Below are 20748 nucleotides of genomic sequence, written 5' to 3' on the forward strand. Positions count from 1 at the left end.
ACAATGAGGTGGGGAAGTGGAAAATTTACCTCGGAGAAAACCGTTAAGGTTGAGAGATTATGATTATTCACAGGCCGGATATTATTTTGTTACGGTATGTGTGAAAGATGGAGAATGCATTTTATGTAGGGGCGAACAGGGTTCGCCAGAAGGTGTTGCCAATTTTACTTTATCAAAAACGGGAGAAGTGGTAGAGGCTGCTATAAATAATATTGAGAAATACTACTCAAATATTCGGATCGATCATTATACAATTATGCCAAATCATTTACATATGATTGTTATCATAAGTATGGATCAGAACGGGCGAACACTGTTCGCCCCTACCCTGTCACGAATCATAAAACAGTTTAAAGGATATGTCACGAAGCAAATTGGATATTCTATATGGCAAAAATCCTATCATGACCATATTGTTAGAAATGAACAAGCCTACCAAGAAATATATAACTATATTGAAACAAATCCATTAAAGTGGAAATTAGATAGGTATTATAGAGACTAAAAAGAGACATAAGTAAATTATAAGACAGTATTATTTATCATTATCAATAAGATTGTAAAAATCAGAAAAATATATGTAGGGGCGAACAGTGTTCGCCCTTTGTTTTATCGGTTCAAGGTCAATTGCACTCTTTTGTTGAAGAAGATATAGGTTTATCCAAAAATTTTATCATTATCCAATAAATAATACGATGCATGATTAATTATATCGATTCAGTGTATAATTCCAAATAAATTTTGAAAAAATATAGTTGCAAAACGCAAATATTTTATATTACAATTATATTGAGGTGATACAATGAAGCACGCAGATAAGCTAAGAGAATTGATTCGACTGTTTATCCGAAACCTAGAAATTTTAGAAAAAAGCGAAGCAAGCTGCTGTGGAATTACGATCGGCCAATGCCATGCCATTGTTGAGATTGGCAGAGCACAAAAGATTTCATTAAATGAGTTGGCCCTATTATTAAATTTAGACAATAGTACTATGAGCCGAACGGTTAATAATTTAGTGCAGCAGGATTTAGCTGAAAGAGAGATTGATGCGACGGATCGCAGATTTGTGGGCATTAACTTGACCGAAAAAGGAAGTGATGTTTTTAATGGAATTGAGGAGGAAATGACAATTTATTTTAACAAGGTCTTGTCTGATATTCCTGAGGACAAAAGAGACCAGGTAATCGAAAGTCTAGAATTGTTATTGGATGCAGTAAAGAAAAATAAATGCTGTTTATAGAAAGGGGTAATGAAAATGCAAAACGATGTAAGAGAAAATGTAAAGTCCTATTATGGAAGCATTGCTGAGAAGGTCGTTCAAGGGGAAAATGGAAACTGCGGCTGTGGGAGCTCTTGCTGCGGAGATATCAGTGAGCTGATCCTTTATGATGGAGAAGCAATTCAGGATTTGCCAAAAGAGGCAGTCAATGCCTCACTTGGCTGTGCAAATCCATTGCTGTTTGCTGATCTTCAAGCAGGAGAAAAGGTGCTGGATTTAGGAAGCGGCGGCGGTATTGATGTTTTGATGGCTTCAAAGATTGTGGGAGAGCAAGGGATGGTTTATGGATTGGATATGACAGATGAAATGTTGAAATTAGCCAATAAAAATAAAGAAGAAATGGGTGTAACCAATGTTGAATTCATTAAAGGGTATATTGAAGAAATTCCGATAGAAGATGAAACAGTTGATGTGGTCATGTCTAACTGCGTTATCAATCTTTCTGATGACAAGGAGAAGGCGCTGGCAGAAGCCTATAGAGTTTTAAAGCAAGGGGGGCGTCTGGCCATTGCAGATATAGTGACTTTAAAACCTGTTTCCCAGGAAATTAGAAAGCAGGCAGAACTGTGGGTAGGTTGCATTGCCGGAACGCTGGAGGTTGAATCTTATAAGGAGATTCTTAAAAAGGCGGGCTTTAAGGATATCATTATTGAGCCGGTTCATGTTTATACAAAATCTGTCATTGAGGGTTTATTGGTGTCGAAGGAAGGATTACTGCCGAAAGAACGATCTATCCCATTGGAGGAAGTAGATGGTGCTTTTGCCGGGGCTTATATCAAGGCATATAAATAGGAGGCGGATGCTATGTATAGCACAAGAGTAGCAACAGTACAGGATGTTGTTGCGATCACAAAGATATATAACGAAGGAATAGAGGACCGGATTGCTACCCTTGAAACCCGATTGAGAGATTCCATAGAGATGGAAGCATGGCTGTCAAACAGAAGTGAAGCACACAAGGTACTGGTGGTCGTTGATGACTCGAATCAAGTCTTAGGTTGGGCTTCGTTAAATGTGTTTAATGGCAGGTGCTGCTATAGTGGTGTAGTAGATTTGTCTATCTATATTGGAAGATCTGTGCGGGGAAAAGGCTTAGGTAAAATTTTATTGCAGAGCTTAATAGATACCGCTAGAGTGCAGGGCTTTCATAAACTGGTGCTGAGCACCTTTAAGTTTAACGAAGGGGGGCAAAAACTTTATCAAGCCATGGGTTTTAGAGAAGTAGGTACCTATATGCAGCACGGAATCTTAGATGGGAAATGGATAGATGTAACGGTGATGGAAAAGCTGCTGTTTTAGTATAAAAGCTGACATATTATGTCAGTTCTTTTTTTATTAGGAAATAAAAGGTTATATAGAATCAAAAGAAAAGTAGCGAGACAAAGGTTGATTAATGAAAAGGGATGGCATATAATAGTAGAGTAGTAATCATAAATGAATTGCATTAATTATGTTAGGTGAGGCTCCTATTGAGATAAACGCTGCTGCCCAGAAATGTCGAGAGACGCCAATGCGGTTAACAGATATAATCGAGAAGGTTATATTTAATGCAGCTGACTTCGAAAGGTCAAAGCTCTCTAGTGCTAAAGCTCAACATAGAAGGATTATTGATTCTCTCTACTGTTGGGTAGAGATTTTTTTGTATTTCAAATCTATGTGTAAGGATGGTGATGGTTATGGATTCGAGTCCTTTGCCCAGGCAGAAGGTTCAAAAAATTAATATGGAAGAAGCCATAATCATCTTATGCTTGAATGGCTCTTCAAAGGAGGCATTGAATGATGAAAGAACTGATCCTTACACTACTGGAAGCCAAAAAGTTTGGCGAAGCACGCAAAGAGATTATTGAATTAAACGAGGTAGATATTGCAGAGCTTCTAGGGGAGTTGGAAGCAGACTATGCAATTATACTTTTTCGTATGCTGCCCAAGGACACTGCCGTAGATGTTTTTGCATATCTGTCCAATGAACAGCAAATTGACATTATCAATAGAATTACAGATAAAGAGATTAAGCATATTATTGATGAACTATATTTCGACGATATGATAGACATGTTGGAAGAAATGCCTGCCAGTGTCGTAAAAAGAATTCTGAAGCATACAAGAGAAGAAGAAAGAATTCTGATTAATCAGTTTTTGAACTATCCGGAGAACTCTGCAGGCAGTCTAATGACCATTGAATACGTAGGTCTAAAAAAAGAAATGGTTGTAAAGCAGGCTTTGGCCTATATAAAACGAACAGGAATTGACAAAGAGACCATATATACTTGCTATGTGACTGATGATAATCAGAAGCTGGAAGGCAGCATTTCTCTTCGAAAGCTTGTTATCAGCGATGAAGCTGTAGCGATCGGAGAGCTCATGGAAACGGACGTGATTTATGCCCATACTCATGATGATCAGGAAAAAATCGCTCAGTTGTTTAAGAAATATGACCTTATGATTCTTCCCGTTGTAGATAAGGAACGAAGGTTGACCGGCATTATTACGATTGACGATATTGTAGATGTTATCGAGCAAGAAGATACGGAAGACTTTCAAAAGATGGCTGCAATTATTCCTTCGGAGATCCAATATCTTTCCACCGGCGTTGTAACATTGGCAAGAAATAGGATTACCTGGCTTTTGATTCTAATGATTTCGGCTACTTTCTCCGGAACAATTATTCGAAGGTTTGAAGATGTACTTTCTTCAGTGGTCTTATTAGCAGCCTTTATTCCTATGCTAATGAACACAGGAGGAAATGCTGGTGCACAATCTTCTACACTGGTTATCCGTGGGCTGGCACTGGGAAAAATTGAAATTAGTGATGTATTACGGGTTATTTGGAAGGAATTCCGTGTAAGTGTAGTAGTCGGTATGCTGCTTGCCGGATTCAATTTTTTGCGAATTTACTTTTTGGAAGGAATGGATGTGTATATATCCTTAACCGTTTGTGGAACTCTTTTCGTTGCGATTGTATTTGCAAAGCTGGTTGGGGGCATATTACCGATTATCGCACAGCGGCTCAAACTGGATCCTGCGATTATGGCCAGTCCATTAATTACAACTATTGTGGACGCAGTAACACTGATTGTGTATTTTTCTTTAGCCAGTAAGATTATGGGTATAGTATAGTGTTCAGATATGAAAGGTGGTGATGGTTATGGAAGGTAGTCCTTTACCCAGGCGGAGCGGAAAAATAAAAAAGAATATTTTAAGAACCATAACCATTCAGACCGCGGGATGGGGGTTCTTCGAAGGAGGGATAGCCCATGAAGGAAAGAATTATGGAGCTGATGCAGGAAAAACGATTTAGCGATGCCAGAAGAAACGTAATGGATCTAAATGTAGTAGATATTGCGGAGATTTTAGAAGAACTTGACAGAAACCAAGCCATTATACTCTTCCGTATGCTGCCTAAGGATACTGCTGTTGAAGTCTTTGCCTATTTATCCAACGAACAGCAGCTGGCTATTATCGATGCCATCACAGATCGTGAAATTAAGCATATTATGGATGAATTATATTTCGATGATATGATTGACTTTCTGGAAGAAATGCCTGCCAGTATTGTTAAAAAAATACTAAAGAATACGAAGGAAGAAGAGCGGATTCTGATCAATCAATTTCTAAATTACCCGGAGAATTCTGCCGGAAGCTTGATGACTATTGAGTATGTAGGCTTGAAGAAAGAAATGACCTTACGAGAAGCACTGGATTATATCAAACGTATTGCCTTGGATAAAGAGACCGTATACACTTGCTATGTGACAGATGCAAATCGAAAGCTGGAAGGGATTATCTCTCTACGTAAACTGGTAACCAACAATGAGGACAAAACCGTAGGAGAGATGATGAATACAGATGTTATATATGCCCATACCCATGATGATCAAGAAACGATTGTCCATTTATTTAAAAAGTATGACTTGATGGCAATACCTGTAGTAGACAAAGAGGAAAGATTAACAGGGATCATTACCATCGACGATATCGTAGATGTTATTGAACAAGAGAATACGGAGGACTTCCAAAGAATGGCGGCCATGGCTCCTTCTGAAGAGGAATACCTGGAAACTTCTGTTTTTACCCTGGCAAAACATCGGATTACCTGGCTATTGATTTTGATGATTTCTGCTACATTTACAGGGAATATTATCCGTAGATTTGAGGATGTACTTTCTTCTGTTGTAGTATTGGCTGCATTTATTCCTATGTTAATGGATACTGGCGGAAATGCAGGTTCTCAATCCTCTACTTTGGTAATTCGTGGTTTGGCGTTAGGGGATATAAAGCTGGAAGATACATTAAAGGTCTTATGGAAGGAATTGAGGGTCAGTACGATTGTGGGTATAGCATTGGCGGTAATTAACTTTCTGCGGATTTACTATATTGAAAAAGTAGGTATGCAGATTGCCGTTACTGTTTGTGTTACAATGTTTGTAACCGTTGTGCTGGCAAAGCTTGTAGGTGGCTCTCTGCCCATTGCAGCAAGACGCATGAAGTTAGACCCGGCCATTATGGCCAGTCCGTTGATTACAACCATTGTGGATGCAGTAGCATTAATTGTTTATTTTTCCATGGCTGCATGGATATTAGGAATATAAAGGCACAGTCATTGTGCCTCTTTTATTTTTATTTTAATAAATGATTGATTGTATATTTGATATTTTGTAAGCTATCATCAATTCTTTTCAATTCTTGGATCATTTCAGACATGATCTTTTCCTGTTTTTTGTGCTCTTTTCTTTTTTCAATATCTATATCATACAGATCTGGGCCATAAGGATTGTAACTTTTTCGTTCCATTTTTATTCCTCCTCGAAAATGGGGTATTTTTGCAATGAAAATTCCAGTATATTCCTTTACTAAATCTTAACAAATCTCTAACTTTTTGTGATAGTTTGATTCATCAGCAGCCCATAAAATGAAGGTGGACATTGAAAAACGGAGGCCAATAGCAAATGGATGAACAAACTACAAAAATATTAGACAAAATACCTTTTTTCAGAAAGCAAAGAAAAATTTCAAAAAATACGGTAAGGCATCAGCGTAGATTTCTGTTTCCAAAAGCAAATTTCGGAATGGTGTTCTTGCGGAAAAAAGCTTCAGATTCTTTGAATGCAAAAAATCCTTTTAAGGAGCTTATTAAAAGACTTCCCTACTTTAAGAGAAAAATTACAGTACAGAAGAAAGAAAATGTTGCTAAATTATCTCAAGACAAAGTGATTCACAAACAGATTTACCGATCCTTTATTATTTTAACAGTTCTTATTTTGATGGTATCCATTACCGCTAGTTTTTCATTGTATACTTCTAACGGAAATTTGAAAAAGGTAGAGCATTTGATTAGCCATCAAGTTATGACAGCTTCCCAGATACAAATGGAAACACTGCAATTGCATGTTATTTTTCAAGGTTACTTAACCCGTAACTATTCTATTGGAGATGTGAAAAAGAAGTTGGAAGAAATCCATGAAGGCTTAACAACATTACATAATGCCATCGTGACAAACGATAATAATGCTGAATCAAAAGAAATCACCGAAGAAATTGTACGTTACGAAGAAGTGTATGCAAGATTAGAAGAATATGCAGACAAGCTGCCCATTACCTACGCAGACACTGCACAAGCTACGAAAGATACGATTGTGCTGCTATCCTTAGATCGAATCGAAAAAATGAAGGAATCTGCCAATTTACTTAAACAGTATACCTTAAACTATACTACACCGATTATACATAACATCCATGATCAAAATGACCTCTACGCTAGGGTATCTATAATTATGACTTTTGCTGCACTGATTATTGCTTTATATTTTGTATATACCATTACCGGCAATGTTAAAGCTTTTAGAAATCATATACATCAGCGCACGAAGGAGCTGGTGTCGGAAGCTGACGAAATGATACGAATTGCATCGGATGTCAGGCATGATGCGGTTATATCAGATCAACATTTGAGTGAGTTATCCAGAGATATCGAGGTGTTAGTAGCTGGAACAGACGAAATTGCTTCAGCAGTTGAAGAAGTGAATCGAGGGATCAATGATGTGGGTTTATTGAATGAATCATTGGCGCAATCTACTGAAAGCACAATTGTTTTTGTTGAAAAAACGCAATCGGATCTTACTCAGTTTAATGAAAAGCTAGAGGATAGGTTAGGAAATGTACAAGGAATCATTGAACATCTCCACGGAAGTCTAAGCGAAATTATGGAAGCCTCAGACAATGTTGTGCAATTAACAGATAAGATTAATAACATCAATAGAATTTTGACGGACATAACGAGTATTTCAAAACAAACAAATCTGCTGGCTCTAAATGCTTCTATTGAAGCTGCTAGAGCTGGAGAATATGGCAGAGGATTTACGGTGGTAGCGGAGGAAATAAGAAATCTATCCAATCAATCCTCACAATCTGCTTTAGAAATTGAAAAAATTATTAAAGATCTGATTGGACAAAGCAGTGTGACTGTAAAAAAGTTAAATCAGAGTACGCAGATCGCAGTTGCTTCTGTTACTGAGACGAAACAAATCACTGCCATTTTCCACGAAGTGAGTGGTATTTTCCGTGACATTGTAAAAGACATTAACAGTATTAAGGAGCTTTCAGATTTGGTCTCGGAGAATTCTGCAAAGACAAATCACGAAACAGATCAGATTCGAACCTATTCTCAAAGTATAACAGAGAGAATCCAGCAGTTTATTTCATCTATACAACAGTTTGCAGGGGTTGTCATAGAAGTGACCAATACGACAAAGGACTCCCTGGAAGGTGTACAGCATCAGTTTAAGCTGCTGGAGACTCAAAAGGATAACATTGAAAATATCTACCAAACAGTTAAAGGATTATAAAGGAGATACATTACCAGTATTTTTGGATTTAACACGTATTTAACAGTTGCTTTATAGTGGGTTAACAATAAAACCCTATACTTATAAATGTGGGTAATAAAAATGAGATGAACAAACATAATGAATGGGGGAAATTTTAAAATGAAAAAGATTTTATCTCTTGCTTTGGTACTAATGTTAGCCGTTACAATGTTTACAGGCTGTGGTTCTAAACCGGCTGCAGATGAGCAAAAACCTAATGAAGAAGCAGGATTAACCGGAAAAGTTGTTATCGCTGGCTCAACATCTGTACAACCTTTATCCGATGAATTGGCAGCAGCATTTAAAGAAAAGTATCCTGAAGTATCTGTAGAGGTGCAAGGTGGCGGTTCTAGCGTGGGTGTTAAGTCAGCTATTGATAAAATTGTAGATATTGGGGCATCCTCAAGAGAATTAAAAGAAGATGAGAAAGCAGTGGGATTGAAAGAATATGTAATAGCGAAAGATGGTATTGCCGTAGCTGTAAATCCTTCAAACAGTGTTGAGGATTTGACAATGGAGCAAATCAAAAAGATTTTCACAGGTGAGATCACAAACTGGAAAGAAATTGGTGGTGCGGATAAACCAATCGTGGTAGTAACGAGAGAAGAAGGTTCCGGTACAAGAGGAGCTTTCATTGAAATTACAAAGGTTGAAGGGAAAGATGCTGATGGAAATACCAAGGATTTTACAACGAGTACAGCATTAGTACAGCCTTCAACAGGAGCAGTAAAGCAAACAGTAGCAAATACGCCGGATGCAATCGGTTATGTATCTATGGGAGCGCTTGACAATACTGTAAAAACAGTGAAGGTGGAAGGGGTAGAGGCAACTGAGGAAAATGCCAAAGCTGGTTCCTTTAAGATCTCTAGACCATTCATCTATCTAACAAATGGCGAAGAGTCTGAAGTTGTAAAAGCCTTCATCGAGTTTGTAATGAATGAAGGACAAGAAATCGTTAAAGAAGAATATATTTCTATAAAATAGTATACAACTCCCTTCCAATATAAAAAGAGACGGTCCGCTGAGACCGTTTTTTTTGTATTTAGAGAATTATTGTTTAACATGATTTTAACATAAAGTTAATTTTCACATAAAATTTGAGAAATAAAATGGTTATGGGAAGAATGAAGCGTGGAATTGGGAGGAGACAAATAAATGAAAACCCATGAAAAGATAGTAGAAGCAATGCTGTTTATCTGTGCTACGACAGCTACACTGTCCGTATTCTTAATTACCTTTTTTATTTTTAAAGAGGGATTGCCGATCTTGAGTGAATATGGATTTTTTAATTTTATATTTGGAAAGAACTGGAGTCCGACCAACGGAGAATATGGTGCGTTTCCAATGATTGTAGGTTCTGTCTCTGTTACAATCGGTGCATTGGTTATTGGTGTGCCCATGGGGTTGGCCTGTGCAGTTTTCCTGGCAGAAATCGCACCAAAATCAGTTGTGAAAGTTTTTAAGCCAGCGGTTGAACTGCTGGCAGGCATTCCTTCCGTTGTGTATGGATTCTTTGGTCTATCGATTATCGTGCCGCTTATACGAACACAAGTACTGCCGATTATCCAAAAGTTTAGTCCTGATGCCTATACCTCCGGCTATAGTATATTGGGTGGAGCAGTCATTTTGGCCATCATGATTCTACCTACCATTATTAATATATCAGAAAATGCCATCCGAGCAGTGCCTTCGGAATATAAGCAGGGCTCCTTAGCTTTGGGTGCATCTCACTTTGAAACGATCAGCAAGGTCTTGATCCCTGCAGCAAAATCCGGAATTATTGCATCTGTTGTATTGGGAATGGGAAGGGCTGTTGGAGAAACCATGGCGGTCATTTTAATCACAGGAAATATGCCAAGGGTGCCTGGTGGAATCTTAGATTCGGTAGCAACGATGACGGGGACAATTGCCATGGAGATGGGATATGCAGCACCAACCCATCAAAAGGCATTGTTTGCAACTGGAATAATACTTTTTCTTTTTATAATGACCCTGAATGTTTCGGCTACTGCAATCACAAAGAAATTGGGAGGAGAGTAAGGCATGATGAACATAAATGTAAATACAGAAAGAAATCCGAAGGTAATTTCGGAAAAATGGATTGCCAAAAGTAAAAAAAAGAAGTCCCGTATAAGTGAAAAACTAGCGTATATAGGAATTTACCTTGCGGCGATCCTAACGATTTGTGCACTGGTTTCGATTATCGGCTATGTATTGTTGAATGGACTAAAATATATTGATTTAGAATTCTTTACGCAAGAGCCAAGCAGCATGGGCAGGCAAGGCGGTATTTACTCCATCATCATCGGCACGATCTACCTAACTGCAGTGGCTATTGCCATTGCTACGCCTATTGGTGTAGCGGCAGCAATTTATCTTACAGAATATGCAAAAGAAACGAAGTTTGTAAAGCTCATTCGATTTGGTACAGAAACCCTTGCTGGAATTCCTTCTATTATCTTTGGATTGTTCGGATTTGTATTCTTTGTAATTTTTTTAGGCTTCCGGTGGTCTATACTGTCTGGCGGCTTGACGCTGGCAATGATGATTCTACCTACACTGGTTCGTACTACAGAGGAATCCATAAAAACTGTTCCTCAGGCTTATCGGGAAGGCAGCTTCGCATTGGGTGCAACAAAACTTCAAACCATTATGAAGGTGGTTTTGCCCAGCAGTATATCAGGAATTCTGACAGGCCTGATTCTTGGAATCGGAAGAGCCATCGGCGAAACTGCAGCAGTTATGCTGACCGCAGGAAGCTCCCTAGGGGTACCGAAAACGTTGATGGACCCCGCAAGAACCATGGCAGTACACACCTATATACTGGCATCAGAAGGACTGTCAAAGGAAAAGACATTTGCTACAGCTACAGTTTTAATATTGCTAGTGCTATTCATTAACTTTATGGCAAATATGACTGCCAATCGGTATATGAAAAAAACAAAGGTAGAAGCATAAAAAAGACTGCGAAATTTTCGCAGTCTTTTTGCTATTGATTTGATAGGTTGAAACGGTTCATCATACCTCCACCGAAGCCGCCACGACCTCCTGCTTTATTAAAGAGGCCACCCCGGCAGCTGCCAAAACCCATACCGTTCATAGTAAAGCCATTTTCCTCATGATACTTTTCCATTGCATCAAAGCGCTCATAAAACAGTTTTGCATCTTCAGCCGTTATAGTACCATCCTTAACAGCCTCTTCTACCTGTTCCTTTTTCCATTGAAGCATGTCTTTAAACCATTGTGGACTTTCCTCTTTTTCAGCAGCAAGGGCCGCTGTTGCAAATACTGTAACCATTAAGGCGATCACAGTCAAGATAAGTACTGATTTTTTCATTACAATTTCCTCCTTTAATGTATGATTTTGTTTACACTGTCATTATAAAAAATAAGTGTGGAGAAATTATGAAGAAAGATAAAAAAATCTTTTTTATTTTATTGAAAGGTATAGAACTTGAGTTATAAATAAATATAAAATATAGAAAAGTTCCTACATCATTCCTTCACAGTTTTGGGGTAGAATAAATTACTTTACAAATAAGTACAGTCATGAAAGAATAAAAAAAAGAAGTGCTGAAGGAGGATCTCAAAGATCATGGAACAGAAGATAAGAATATTGATTGTGGAAGATGAAGAAAAGATCCTGCAAGTTTTGGAAGCCTATCTTAAAAAAGAAGGATATGAAGTACGAACAGCAACAGATGGTACAAAGGCTTTGGCAATCTTTAAAACAGAAGAAATTCATCTTTTAATATTGGATCTAATGCTGCCGGAAATGTCAGGAGAAGAGGTTTGCAAGCAAATACGGGGATTTTCTACGATACCGATTCTTATGCTGACCGCCAGGACGGAAGAAGACGATAAATTGACAGGCTTGGCTATAGGTGCTGATGATTATGTAACAAAGCCTTTTAGCCCAAGAGAAATCGTTGGGCGAGTAAAGGCGCTATTGAGAAGAAGTTATCGGGAGTATAAACCTTTGGCAGAACAGCTGCAGTATAATGACAGAGAATTAGAGGTAGATATAAACCGGGTAGAGGTCAGGGTTAAAGGAAAATTGGTGAATTTTACGCCAAATGAATTTAGACTTCTTACAGTATTTTTATCTCATCCAGGGCAGGTTTTTACGAGGGAGCAGCTGGTACAAAAAGTTTTTGGGTTTGATTATGATGGTTTTGACAGAACGATTGATACCCATATTAAAAATATCCGCCAGAAAATTGAAAGAGATCCCAAAAATCCTATCTATATACAAACGATCTATGGTATGGGTTATAAATTTGGAGGAGCCAAATGAAAATTTCTATAAGAAGAAGACTGACATTTAGCTTTTTACTGACAGTTATACTATCCATTGTGACAGCGGGACTCATTTCCAACTATATGATAGATGGGCGGTTTAACCAATATTTAAAGCAAACCCACGAAAATAAAATACAGAAGGTAGTAAAAATTGCAGAGGAACTGTATGACAGCAGTGAAGGGTTTGAAGGTATTGATCCTTTTGAGATGAAGCGATATGCGGTGTTAGAGGATATATATATCGAAATTCAGGACGCGGATGGAAGCATTGCTTTTTCATCAGGACAAGGTCATCTTGTCCATAAGAAGAGAATGGGAAATATGATGGGTCACATGATGGGACGAAGAATGATGGAACGAATAGGAGAGTATATTGAGGAAAAGCATCCATTGTATCATAATAACAGCAAGATTGGAACAATTCACATTGGCTACTATGGAGACTGGAATCTGTCTGAGGGAGATGTAGGATTTAAAAATACGCTAAATAGAGCTTTCGGATTATCTGTTGGCATCGCTCTATTATTTGGATTCATTATCAGTATCATTCTTTCCAGACAAATGACAACACCGCTGGTGAAGATTATAAAGGCAGCCAATGAAATGAAAAATGGCAATTTAGGTATTCGGGCAGAGGTACCTACCAGTACTTTAGAGATTGAACAGTTGGCGAATTCGATTGATTATCTGGCAGAAACCCTTCAGCAGCAGGAGATGATACGAAAGCGTTTGACTTCTGACATGGCGCACGAAATCAGAACACCCTTAACGACCCTTCAGAGCCATATTGAAGCAATGATGGATGGGATATGGGATCCGACAACGGAAAGATTTAAAAGCTGCCATGAAGAAGTACTTCGACTGAAAAAAATGGTGGATAGCCTGCAGGATCTGGCTAAGCTGGAACAATCCGGACAGCAGGTGAATAAAAGTACTTTTGATCTGTCCTTATTATTAGATAGAATTGTTGAATCTTTCCAAGTCCAGGCCCAGAAAAAAAACATCCGGATGCTTTCGCATATCGCGCCAAACTTTACTGTGCATATGGACCCAGATAAGCTTAAACAAATTATGTACAACTTACTATCGAATGCCTATAAATATTCAGATGAAAATTCCAGCATTGAGGTAGCGCTGACCCATGATAAAAATAACATTATTTTGACGGTAAGAGATGAGGGGGCAGGGATTGAAGTGAAGGACTTGCCTTATATATTTGAACGTTTTTACCGCGGAGATATTTCCAGAAGCAGGGAAACTGGCGGTGCGGGTATAGGTTTAGCCATTGTAAGGGGATTGGTGGAAGCCCATAACGGAAAAATTACTGTGGAGAGTGTGAAAGGAAAAGGAAGCTGCTTTAGAATTTATTTTCCGATAGAAATGCTGGTTTCAAAAAAGGAATCGTAATAAACAGCCTGCAGTCCATATTAGATGAGGATGCAGGCTGTATTCCAAAGCTTTCTAATCCAAGCTACATCCGTGGCAACCACAGCAAGGAGCGCATAGAGAAAAATTGACATCACCATATCTCCAAAGGTGGCACTGGCCATAAGCAATGCATGGGCTGGTGAATCATCAGTCGCATAAAAGATACCGCACTGCCAATATTCCCATGCATAATGCAGCAGATAGGAAACGATCGCAACAATGAAAAGATTACGAAAAAAAGCTTTCATTAATGCATCTTCCTTTCAGTACCTTAAACATATAATATAAACGATCCAGTTTATTCATTCAGCACCGTTTGACTAACCCCTTGCAAGGAAGGATTCATGACCGCTAAAAATGCATTTACCACTGAAGGATCAAATTGTTTCCCTGACATCCTACGAATTTCTTCCAGGGCTTCTGAGGCAGAAGAAGGTGGTTTATAGGGCCTGCTGCTGGTCATCGCATCAAAAGCATCGGCTACTGCAATGACACGGGCGCCCAGCGGGATTGCCTCACCGGATAAGCCTAGAGGATAGCCTTGACCGTTAAACCATTCGTGATGGTGACGAATAATATGTTTAATCTCATGAAATTCCTCAATCATATCCAAAATTTTATAGCCTATTTCCGGATGCTGTTTGATATAGGAAAATTCATCTTCTGTCAATCTGCCTGGCTTATTCAGAATAGATTCTGGAATCCCGATTTTTCCGATATCATGAATGAGGGCGGCAGTTTCTATTATACCTGCATTATCTATATGTAAATAATTAGAAATTAAAAGGCTATATTTTGCAACCCTTTCCGAGTGACCTTTGGTATAGGGATCTTTCACTTCAATGGTCGTCACTAAAGCTTCTATTGTCTGCAGGTAACTTTTTTGAAGTTGAGAAATCTTGGTCAGAATACTGTCCGACAATTGATTAACGCTGAGGGACAAACTTTGTATCTCGCTTTCCCCTAGAAGCGGCAGCTTTTGGGTATAATTGCCCGCAGCTATCAATTTTATACCCTCTACTACATTATTAAAACGCTTTGTAAAGTCCCTGGAAAAATAATGGATGCCTGCCGTACATAAAATGACTGAAACAAAGACTAAAAAGGAGATATTCAGAAATAATCTGGATTTTAATTGATTCGTTGCGGAAATATCCAGTGTAACCTTATAGGAAGCTAAATATTGTTTCTTTTCATCAAAAAAATTATGTATGAAAGAAATACTGTCTTCGTTTATAGTGTGATAAGCATTGGAAACCTCAACAAAAGCAAGATTGATCGATGTAGAATCTCCAAGGTAATCAGCCAGGGGAAGTAAAAAATCCTCATCCATCTTCCTTCCCAATAACAAAGAACCAACAGCAGGATGTGTACCATCATTGTTTGAAATAGGAGCAACAGAAAACATATACAATTCATTATTGAGCAGCCGCAGAAAAGTAGCAGCCGGGCTTGCAAGCACAGGAACAGAGGATAAAACCTGATAGATCTGCTGAGTAGTTAATTCATCGCTGTATATCTGGGATAGAGGATCATCATTTAGTTGTAGATATACAGCATCTATATCAAAAGGAGATTCGAAAAGATACTGGGATATATTGGTCATCAGCCAGGCTGTATCCCGCCTGCCAATCGCATCTAAAGTATCATCCCAATAGGCATATTCTATATTTTTTTCTTGCAGGTCGATGAGTTGTTTTTGAAGGTATACCTCTATGGTTCTGGATTTTTCCTGAAGCAATCTATCTATATTATCATGCTGAAAACGATTAAGTGGAAGCATAATGAGCGTGATACTGAAAACACCGGCTGCGAAAATACTAAGAATCATTCCAAGAAGATATTTGCTTGTCAGCTTCATAGAACACCTCATAGATTAGAATAATGACACGTAAAGTTATTATAACATATATTGGAAGTTATGAATAGAAAATGTAGAAAAAGGTCGAAATATTTATAATTGTTGATAATTTTGATACACTTCGTAATCAAAGGGAAAAAATTGTAGGAAAATATATGGACTTGTTGTTGAAAAAATAGAAGTTTAGTGAGTTTAAAGAAGGAAAAATGGGTGTATCTATACAGTAGATGAGAGCGCGGATCGTTTTACTGAGGGAAGGGCTATTGAATAGATTAAGGGGGAGAAAAAATGATCGTCAAGAATTATATGTTGAAAAGAGAAGATCTATTAGTACTGGATGTATCTCAACGGATCCAGGATGCATTGAACCTGATTGTTGCCGATGGACATCTATCTCTGCCGGTAGTAGAAGGCGATCTTTTTAAGGGATGCTTATCTATCTACTATATTTATAAAAAGTACTATGAAAAAGAAGAAACAGATCGTGCGGCATTTTTAAACAGCTATGTTGGAGACCACTACCGAAAGGACATTCCAACTTTAAGTGCAAAGAATGTTGTAGAGGATGCATCTATATTGTTTAGCAGAGAGAATATCCCCTTTGTACCGGTGGTTAATAAAGAAGAGCATTTGCTGGGCATTGTGACGCAGAAATCGATTTTCCAATCCTTTAACAAGTTAATGGGTTATGGAAGCGGTGTTCGGTTGACCATCTATACCCCGGATGTTAAAGGGAGAATTTCTCGGCTGGCCAAGGCTATAAAAAAGGGTGACGGAAATATCATCAGTCTTGCCATTAATGATCCCGAGTCCAAACTAGGTGTCAAAGAAATTATCCTTCGACTGGATGGAGGAAATATCGATAAGATTAAAGGATATATTGAGAAAGAAGGCTTTAAAATCATTGAGATAGAATAATGTGGGACCTCGACAAAAGAGGTCTTTTTTTATGTTACCTGTCTAGGTCACAAGGCTCATAAATTAGAGGGCCATTGAAAATTAGGAAAAGCCGTAATATAATGAATCTATAGTGTATATTATGGAGGCATTTTTGATGACAAAGGACATAGATCTGGATGAGCATATTATAAGACGAAAAAAAATACCTATTCTCATAGAGAGCAAAGAGTGGAGAAGTCTTTTTGAGAAAGCACCTACGAAGCAGATGCTAAAAATCTCTAAAGATTTGGAAGCCATGCTTGTTGAAGAAAAGTCAGGTGCACTGTTGATTCGAAACTGCAAGAAACAGAAAAAAGCGCTCATGGAGAGAATTTTAAAACTCTCTGATGAAGTAAATTCTGTTGATAATCCGGTGGCATTAGAACAATTGGAAGCTACGAAAAAAGCAATTATAGATATGAATCAGCAAATAGAGGAGTTGCAATTTAAGTTGGATACATTGCCTAGAGAAATTGACCGCCTCAATTTGGAGCTGTTAAAGGAATCTGTCGGTATTGCCTATGAGGATATTCGTAATAATGGGAAGGAAATACCTAAATTAACAGAAGAGATTCTCCAGTTAAGACAAAGTCTAACGGAAAAATGGGAAGAAAAAATCCAAAAAGAAACCCGCGTTCAAGAACTATACTCCTATCTGCACAATACCCTTGGTCATGAAGAAACCGATAAGCTAGATAAGAAATTTCTATAAAGTACGCAAAAGCGTACTTTTTTGCTAGGAAGAAATACAAAATAGTTTTAGATTCTTTCTCGAGTAAAAAGGAATTTATGAGAAAAAATAGAATATAGGATGGGGCATAAGGTAATAAAGCTTACCTGCAAATACTTTGTAGCATAAGGGAGTTATATAATGCATGATTAAGGGGATTGGTATTGATATCATTGAAGTAGTGAGAATAAAGAAAGCTGTTGAAAAAAATAGCAGGTTTCTTCAGCGAATCTTTACAGAAAATGAAATAAAATATTTTGAAGAGAATAGTCTGCAGACGGTTTCTATTGCCGGAAACTTTGCAGCAAAAGAGGCAGTAGTAAAAGCCCTTGGAACGGGATTACGGGCTTTTTCATGGACAGAGATGGAGATTCAGCGCAATTCCTTGGGAAAGCCTTCTGTAGTACTTTATGGAAGAGCGAAAAGGGTTGCAGAGACACTGGGAGTCCATCAAATGCTGATTACCATTTCACACAGTAAAGATTATGCAGTAGCACAAGCTATAGCCCTAGAAAATCTACAACCTATAAAGGGGAGCGTTGAAATTTATGAAAATTGTAAATAACACACAAATGAAGCAGCTTGATCGTATGACGATAGAACGATATGGAATTCCTGGTGTTCTTCTTATGGAAAATGCAGGAATTGCTGTTTTTCAAGAAGTAGTACGACATCTTCAAAATTTAATTGGCAAGAAGGTAGCCATAGTATGTGGAAGAGGGAACAATGGAGGAGATGGTTTTGTTGTAGCAAGACATTTGTTTCAACATAAGGTTGAAGTAAAGGTTTTCATTGCTGGAAATCCTGCTGTAATCGGTGGAGATGCAAAAACTAATTTTGAAATATTAAAACTCTTGGAGGCACCTATTGAAGTACTGTCTCCAGGAGAGGGCAGAAGTGATTTATCTAATCAATTAAAAGAATATGATTTGATCGTTGATGCTATTTTTGGTATTGGATTGGACCGAAATATTGATGCATTTATACAGGATGTAATAGAGACGATTAATGTATCAGAGAAACCTGTGATATCAATAGATATTCCTTCGGGAGTCAGTGCAGCAACCGGCTGTATCTGCGGCACTGCGGTAAGAGCTGAAAAAACTGTAGTATTTCAACTGCCAAAATTGGGGAATATAAATTATCCAGGTAGTGACTATACTGGAGAAATTTTGATTAAGAACATTGGCATTCCGCAAAAAGTAATTGATTCAATAAATTCTGAAATTCAGATGATTACAATGGACTGGGTCAAAAAAATAATACCAAAGCGAAAGGCAGATACCCATAAGGGAGATTATGGAAGGGTTTATATTGTTGCCGGTTCAACCGGCATGACAGGAGCTGCCATGCTTACTTGTGAAGCTGTGTTGCGGAGCGGCGCAGGTCTAGTAAAAGTGGCTATACCGCAAAGTCTGAACAACATCATGGAGATTCGACTGACCGAGGCGATTACAGTGCCATTACCGGAGCTTAAAAAAGGTGTTGTTGGAATTAGTGATATTGAAAAAATTATGAAAACTATGAGTCAAAGTGATGCTGTTGCTGTAGGCCCGGGAAGTGGGCAGAGTCGCGAACTGGAGGAAGTTTTACGAAATATTTTTGAAAATTCCACCACGCCAATTGTATTAGACGCTGATGCATTAAACTCACTAGCCAACAGAAAAGAATTGTTAAAGCTATTGAAGAGCCCTGCGGTGTTGACTCCCCATCCTATGGAAATGTCGAGACTGACTCAGATTGCAGTAGAAGACATACAGAAAAATAGGGTTGAAGTAGCTAGGGAATTTGCACAAAAATGGAATGTTATTATTGTGCTAAAGGGAGCTAGAACTGTTGTTGCAGCACCATCCGGTGAGACTTTTATTAACACCACTGGAAATCCGGGCATGGCAACAGCTGGAAGTGGGGATGTATTAACGGGCATTATTACAGGATTCATTGCACAAGGAATCGAACCGGTACAGGCTACCGCGGCAGCTGTTTATATACACGGTTTAGCAGGTGATAAGGCCGCTGCAGAGCTTGGAGAGTATGGAATGATGGCTGGGGACATTGTGACCCATCTGCCCTGTGCATTAAAAGAAATTGTGGGTAAGTAGAGGAGGTGCTTCCATGAAAGCAAAAGATATAATGAACCGACAGATCATCACAGTGACAGAAGAGATGACGGTAGATGAAACAGCAAGGATTTTGTTGGATAATAAGATTAGTGGGGTTCCAGTGGTTGATGAACAAAATAAGGTTATTGGAATCGTTTCAGAGACAGATCTTATTTATCGAGAAAAACATCTGCATATTCCTAGTTTTATTTCTATTTTGGATGGAGTAATTTTTTTAGAGAGTACAAAAGAGCTAGAGTATCAAGTTCGAAAAATGGCAGCCTTTAAAGTAAAGGATGTCATGACAAAAAAGGTGCTGACGATCCATGAGGATACAGAATTAGAGGACATAGTAGATAAGATTGTTGAGAAGAAGATCAATCGGCTTCCGGTTATCGATAGTGAAGGAAAATTGGTAGGGATCGTTACGCGCTCGGATATTTTGAGACATATAATTTAAAAAACAACGTAAAGATGATATAAGAATCTTTGCGTTGGAGGTATTGATCATGAGAAGATATAGAACCATGCTGTTCCTTCTGATCCTGCTGGGATTGATAATATCTGGCTGTGCGCCGAAAAGTGATGAAGAGGTTTATTATGAATCACAAAAGCTCCTGAATAAAATAGAGAGCTATTGCTGTGAGGCGCAAATAACCGTGACTGGAAACAAAGACCCCCAGCAATATCGGATGACGCAATGGTTTAGAAAACCTGACCAATATAGACTCGAGATATTAGAACCGGAAGAACTGAAAGGAAATATCACGTTATCTGACGGTAAACGGGCATGGATTTATCATCCTGTTATCGAAGAAACTTGGATTATGGAAGATTTTCGGAATTCGGAAAAACAAAATATGTTTTTGGGCTATTTTATAAAAAACAGCTTAGAGACGGAGCAAGTAACAATAAAGAGAGAAAACATGAACAACGAGGAATATTTAATCATAGAAACGGTCATTCCAGGCAATCATGTCTATTTTCATAAGGAAAGACTTTGGTTTTGCATTGAGACAATGGAACCCTATAGGTTGCAAGTTTTGGACGCAGAAAATAGAATCCGCATTGATGTTCGATATGAAAACTTTCAGTATAATCCAAAGCTGGAGGACAATTTGTTTAGAATTACAGGGGCACCTAATTCTTGAAAATTAAAAGACTAAAGGGGCTTTGCGTATCCTGTAGCGAGAAAAAAGACATATTGTTTTCATAAACCGTTATTGCAAAGGTAATGCATTTAA

23 protein-coding genes and 1 riboswitch are annotated in these 20748 nt (G+C 38.2%); of the genes, 19 read left to right on the top strand and 4 right to left on the bottom strand.

The features are described 5' to 3' along the window. Window positions 1-16 precede the first annotated feature (16 nt). The 7 genes from Gferi_RS20370 (at window position 17) to mgtE (Gferi_RS20400) (ending at window position 5868) form a co-directional block, all read left to right on the top strand. The gene (locus Gferi_RS20370; RefSeq protein ID WP_069979778.1) at window positions 17-505 is read left to right on the top strand and encodes a transposase; all 489 of its coding nucleotides are present in this window, start codon (window positions 17-19) and stop codon (window positions 503-505) included. 297 nt (window positions 506-802) lie between these two features. After that, a complete protein-coding gene (locus Gferi_RS20375) occupies window positions 803-1240 on the top strand; it encodes a MarR family winged helix-turn-helix transcriptional regulator (RefSeq protein ID WP_069979779.1) in 438 nt (145 codons plus the stop codon). Window positions 1241-1255: 15 nt separating this feature from the next. Further along, a complete protein-coding gene (arsM, locus tag Gferi_RS20380; RefSeq protein ID WP_069979781.1) occupies window positions 1256-2071 on the top strand; it encodes an arsenite methyltransferase in 816 nt (271 codons plus the stop codon). Between the two features lie 12 nt (window positions 2072-2083). Further along, window positions 2084-2578, top strand: coding sequence for an arsinothricin resistance N-acetyltransferase ArsN1 family A (locus tag Gferi_RS20385; protein ID WP_069979783.1), 495 nt, complete (start codon window positions 2084-2086; stop codon window positions 2576-2578). A 143-nt stretch (window positions 2579-2721) separates the two neighbouring features. Continuing rightward, a riboswitch (M-box (ykoK) riboswitch) is annotated at window positions 2722-2888 on the top strand. 167 nt (window positions 2889-3055) lie between these two features. Beyond that, window positions 3056-4396: a magnesium transporter gene (mgtE, locus tag Gferi_RS20395; protein ID WP_330389434.1), complete on the top strand. Its 1341-nt coding sequence runs from the start codon at window positions 3056-3058 to the stop codon at window positions 4394-4396. Window positions 4397-4424: 28 nt separating this feature from the next. After that, window positions 4425-4577 (top strand): hypothetical protein, encoded by a 153-nt coding sequence (locus Gferi_RS28260; RefSeq protein ID WP_156782445.1) that lies wholly within the window; start codon window positions 4425-4427, stop codon window positions 4575-4577. After that, complete coding sequence (mgtE, locus tag Gferi_RS20400) at window positions 4534-5868, top strand: magnesium transporter (RefSeq protein ID WP_069979787.1); 1335 nt, start codon at window positions 4534-4536, stop codon at window positions 5866-5868. Before Gferi_RS28260 ends, mgtE (Gferi_RS20400) begins: the two co-directional genes overlap by 44 nt. Window positions 5869-5896: 28 nt before the next feature. Here the strand turns inward: mgtE (Gferi_RS20400) and Gferi_RS28265 are convergent, their stop codons facing one another. Next, window positions 5897-6070: a hypothetical protein gene (locus tag Gferi_RS28265; protein WP_156782446.1), complete on the bottom strand. Its 174-nt coding sequence runs from the start codon at window positions 6068-6070 to the stop codon at window positions 5897-5899. A 155-nt stretch (window positions 6071-6225) separates the two neighbouring features. On the opposite strand from Gferi_RS28265, the gene Gferi_RS20405 reads away from it, so the two are divergent. The 4 genes from Gferi_RS20405 (at window position 6226) to pstA (ending at window position 11100) form a co-directional block, all read left to right on the top strand. Beyond that, window positions 6226-8121: a methyl-accepting chemotaxis protein gene (locus Gferi_RS20405; protein ID WP_069979789.1), complete on the top strand. Its 1896-nt coding sequence runs from the start codon at window positions 6226-6228 to the stop codon at window positions 8119-8121. Window positions 8122-8262: 141 nt separating this feature from the next. After that, the gene (locus Gferi_RS20410; protein ID WP_156782447.1) at window positions 8263-9126 is read left to right on the top strand and encodes a phosphate ABC transporter substrate-binding protein; all 864 of its coding nucleotides are present in this window, start codon (window positions 8263-8265) and stop codon (window positions 9124-9126) included. 171 nt (window positions 9127-9297) lie between these two features. After that, window positions 9298-10182, top strand: a complete 885-nt coding sequence (gene pstC / locus Gferi_RS20415) for a phosphate ABC transporter permease subunit PstC (protein ID WP_069979793.1) — start codon at window positions 9298-9300, stop codon at window positions 10180-10182. 3 nt (window positions 10183-10185) lie between these two features. Beyond that, complete coding sequence (pstA, locus tag Gferi_RS20420) at window positions 10186-11100, top strand: phosphate ABC transporter permease PstA (RefSeq protein WP_236932631.1); 915 nt, start codon at window positions 10186-10188, stop codon at window positions 11098-11100. 31 nt (window positions 11101-11131) lie between these two features. On the opposite strand, the gene Gferi_RS20425 is transcribed toward pstA, so the two are convergent. Further along, window positions 11132-11479 carry a DUF2680 domain-containing protein gene (locus Gferi_RS20425; RefSeq protein WP_069979795.1) on the bottom strand — a complete coding sequence of 116 codons (348 nt, stop codon included), beginning with the start codon at window positions 11477-11479 and terminating at the stop codon, window positions 11132-11134. Window positions 11480-11737: 258 nt separating this feature from the next. Between Gferi_RS20425 and Gferi_RS20430 the strand changes: the two genes are divergently transcribed. Continuing rightward, window positions 11738-12439 (top strand): response regulator transcription factor, encoded by a 702-nt coding sequence (locus tag Gferi_RS20430; RefSeq protein WP_069979797.1) that lies wholly within the window; start codon window positions 11738-11740, stop codon window positions 12437-12439. Next, window positions 12436-13851, top strand: coding sequence for a sensor histidine kinase (locus Gferi_RS20435; protein ID WP_069979799.1), 1416 nt, complete (start codon window positions 12436-12438; stop codon window positions 13849-13851). Before Gferi_RS20430 ends, Gferi_RS20435 begins: the two co-directional genes overlap by 4 nt. 20 nt (window positions 13852-13871) lie before the next feature. On the opposite strand, the gene Gferi_RS20440 is transcribed toward Gferi_RS20435, so the two are convergent. Both Gferi_RS20440 and Gferi_RS20445 read right to left on the bottom strand, forming a co-directional pair. Continuing rightward, entirely contained in the window at window positions 13872-14120 is a 249-nt protein-coding gene (locus Gferi_RS20440; protein WP_069979801.1) for a hypothetical protein, read from the bottom strand. Between the two features lie 50 nt (window positions 14121-14170). Further along, window positions 14171-15733: an HD domain-containing phosphohydrolase gene (locus Gferi_RS20445; RefSeq protein WP_069979802.1), complete on the bottom strand. Its 1563-nt coding sequence runs from the start codon at window positions 15731-15733 to the stop codon at window positions 14171-14173. A 288-nt stretch (window positions 15734-16021) separates the two neighbouring features. Between Gferi_RS20445 and Gferi_RS20450 the strand changes: the two genes are divergently transcribed. The 6 genes from Gferi_RS20450 (at window position 16022) to Gferi_RS20475 (ending at window position 20655) form a co-directional block, all read left to right on the top strand. Further along, a complete protein-coding gene (locus Gferi_RS20450; RefSeq protein WP_069979803.1) occupies window positions 16022-16651 on the top strand; it encodes a CBS domain-containing protein in 630 nt (209 codons plus the stop codon). Between the two features lie 136 nt (window positions 16652-16787). Next, entirely contained in the window at window positions 16788-17384 is a 597-nt protein-coding gene (locus Gferi_RS20455) for a coiled-coil domain-containing protein (protein WP_069979804.1), read from the top strand. Window positions 17385-17547: 163 nt separating this feature from the next. Beyond that, complete coding sequence (acpS, locus tag Gferi_RS20460) at window positions 17548-17967, top strand: holo-ACP synthase (protein ID WP_069979805.1); 420 nt, start codon at window positions 17548-17550, stop codon at window positions 17965-17967. Further along, window positions 17951-19504, top strand: a complete 1554-nt coding sequence (locus tag Gferi_RS20465; protein WP_069979806.1) for an NAD(P)H-hydrate dehydratase — start codon at window positions 17951-17953, stop codon at window positions 19502-19504. The genes acpS and Gferi_RS20465 overlap by 17 nt, the downstream gene beginning before the upstream one ends. 13 nt (window positions 19505-19517) lie before the next feature. Then, on the top strand, window positions 19518-19964 hold the full coding sequence (locus Gferi_RS20470) for a CBS domain-containing protein (protein ID WP_069979808.1): 447 nt from the start codon (window positions 19518-19520) through the stop codon (window positions 19962-19964). Between the two features lie 49 nt (window positions 19965-20013). After that, on the top strand, window positions 20014-20655 hold the full coding sequence (locus Gferi_RS20475; protein WP_069979810.1) for a LolA family protein: 642 nt from the start codon (window positions 20014-20016) through the stop codon (window positions 20653-20655). Window positions 20656-20748: the final 93 nt, after the last annotated feature.

It is taken from the genome of Geosporobacter ferrireducens (assembly GCF_001750685.1).
Classification (GTDB): domain Bacteria; phylum Bacillota; class Clostridia; order Peptostreptococcales; family Thermotaleaceae; genus Geosporobacter; species Geosporobacter ferrireducens.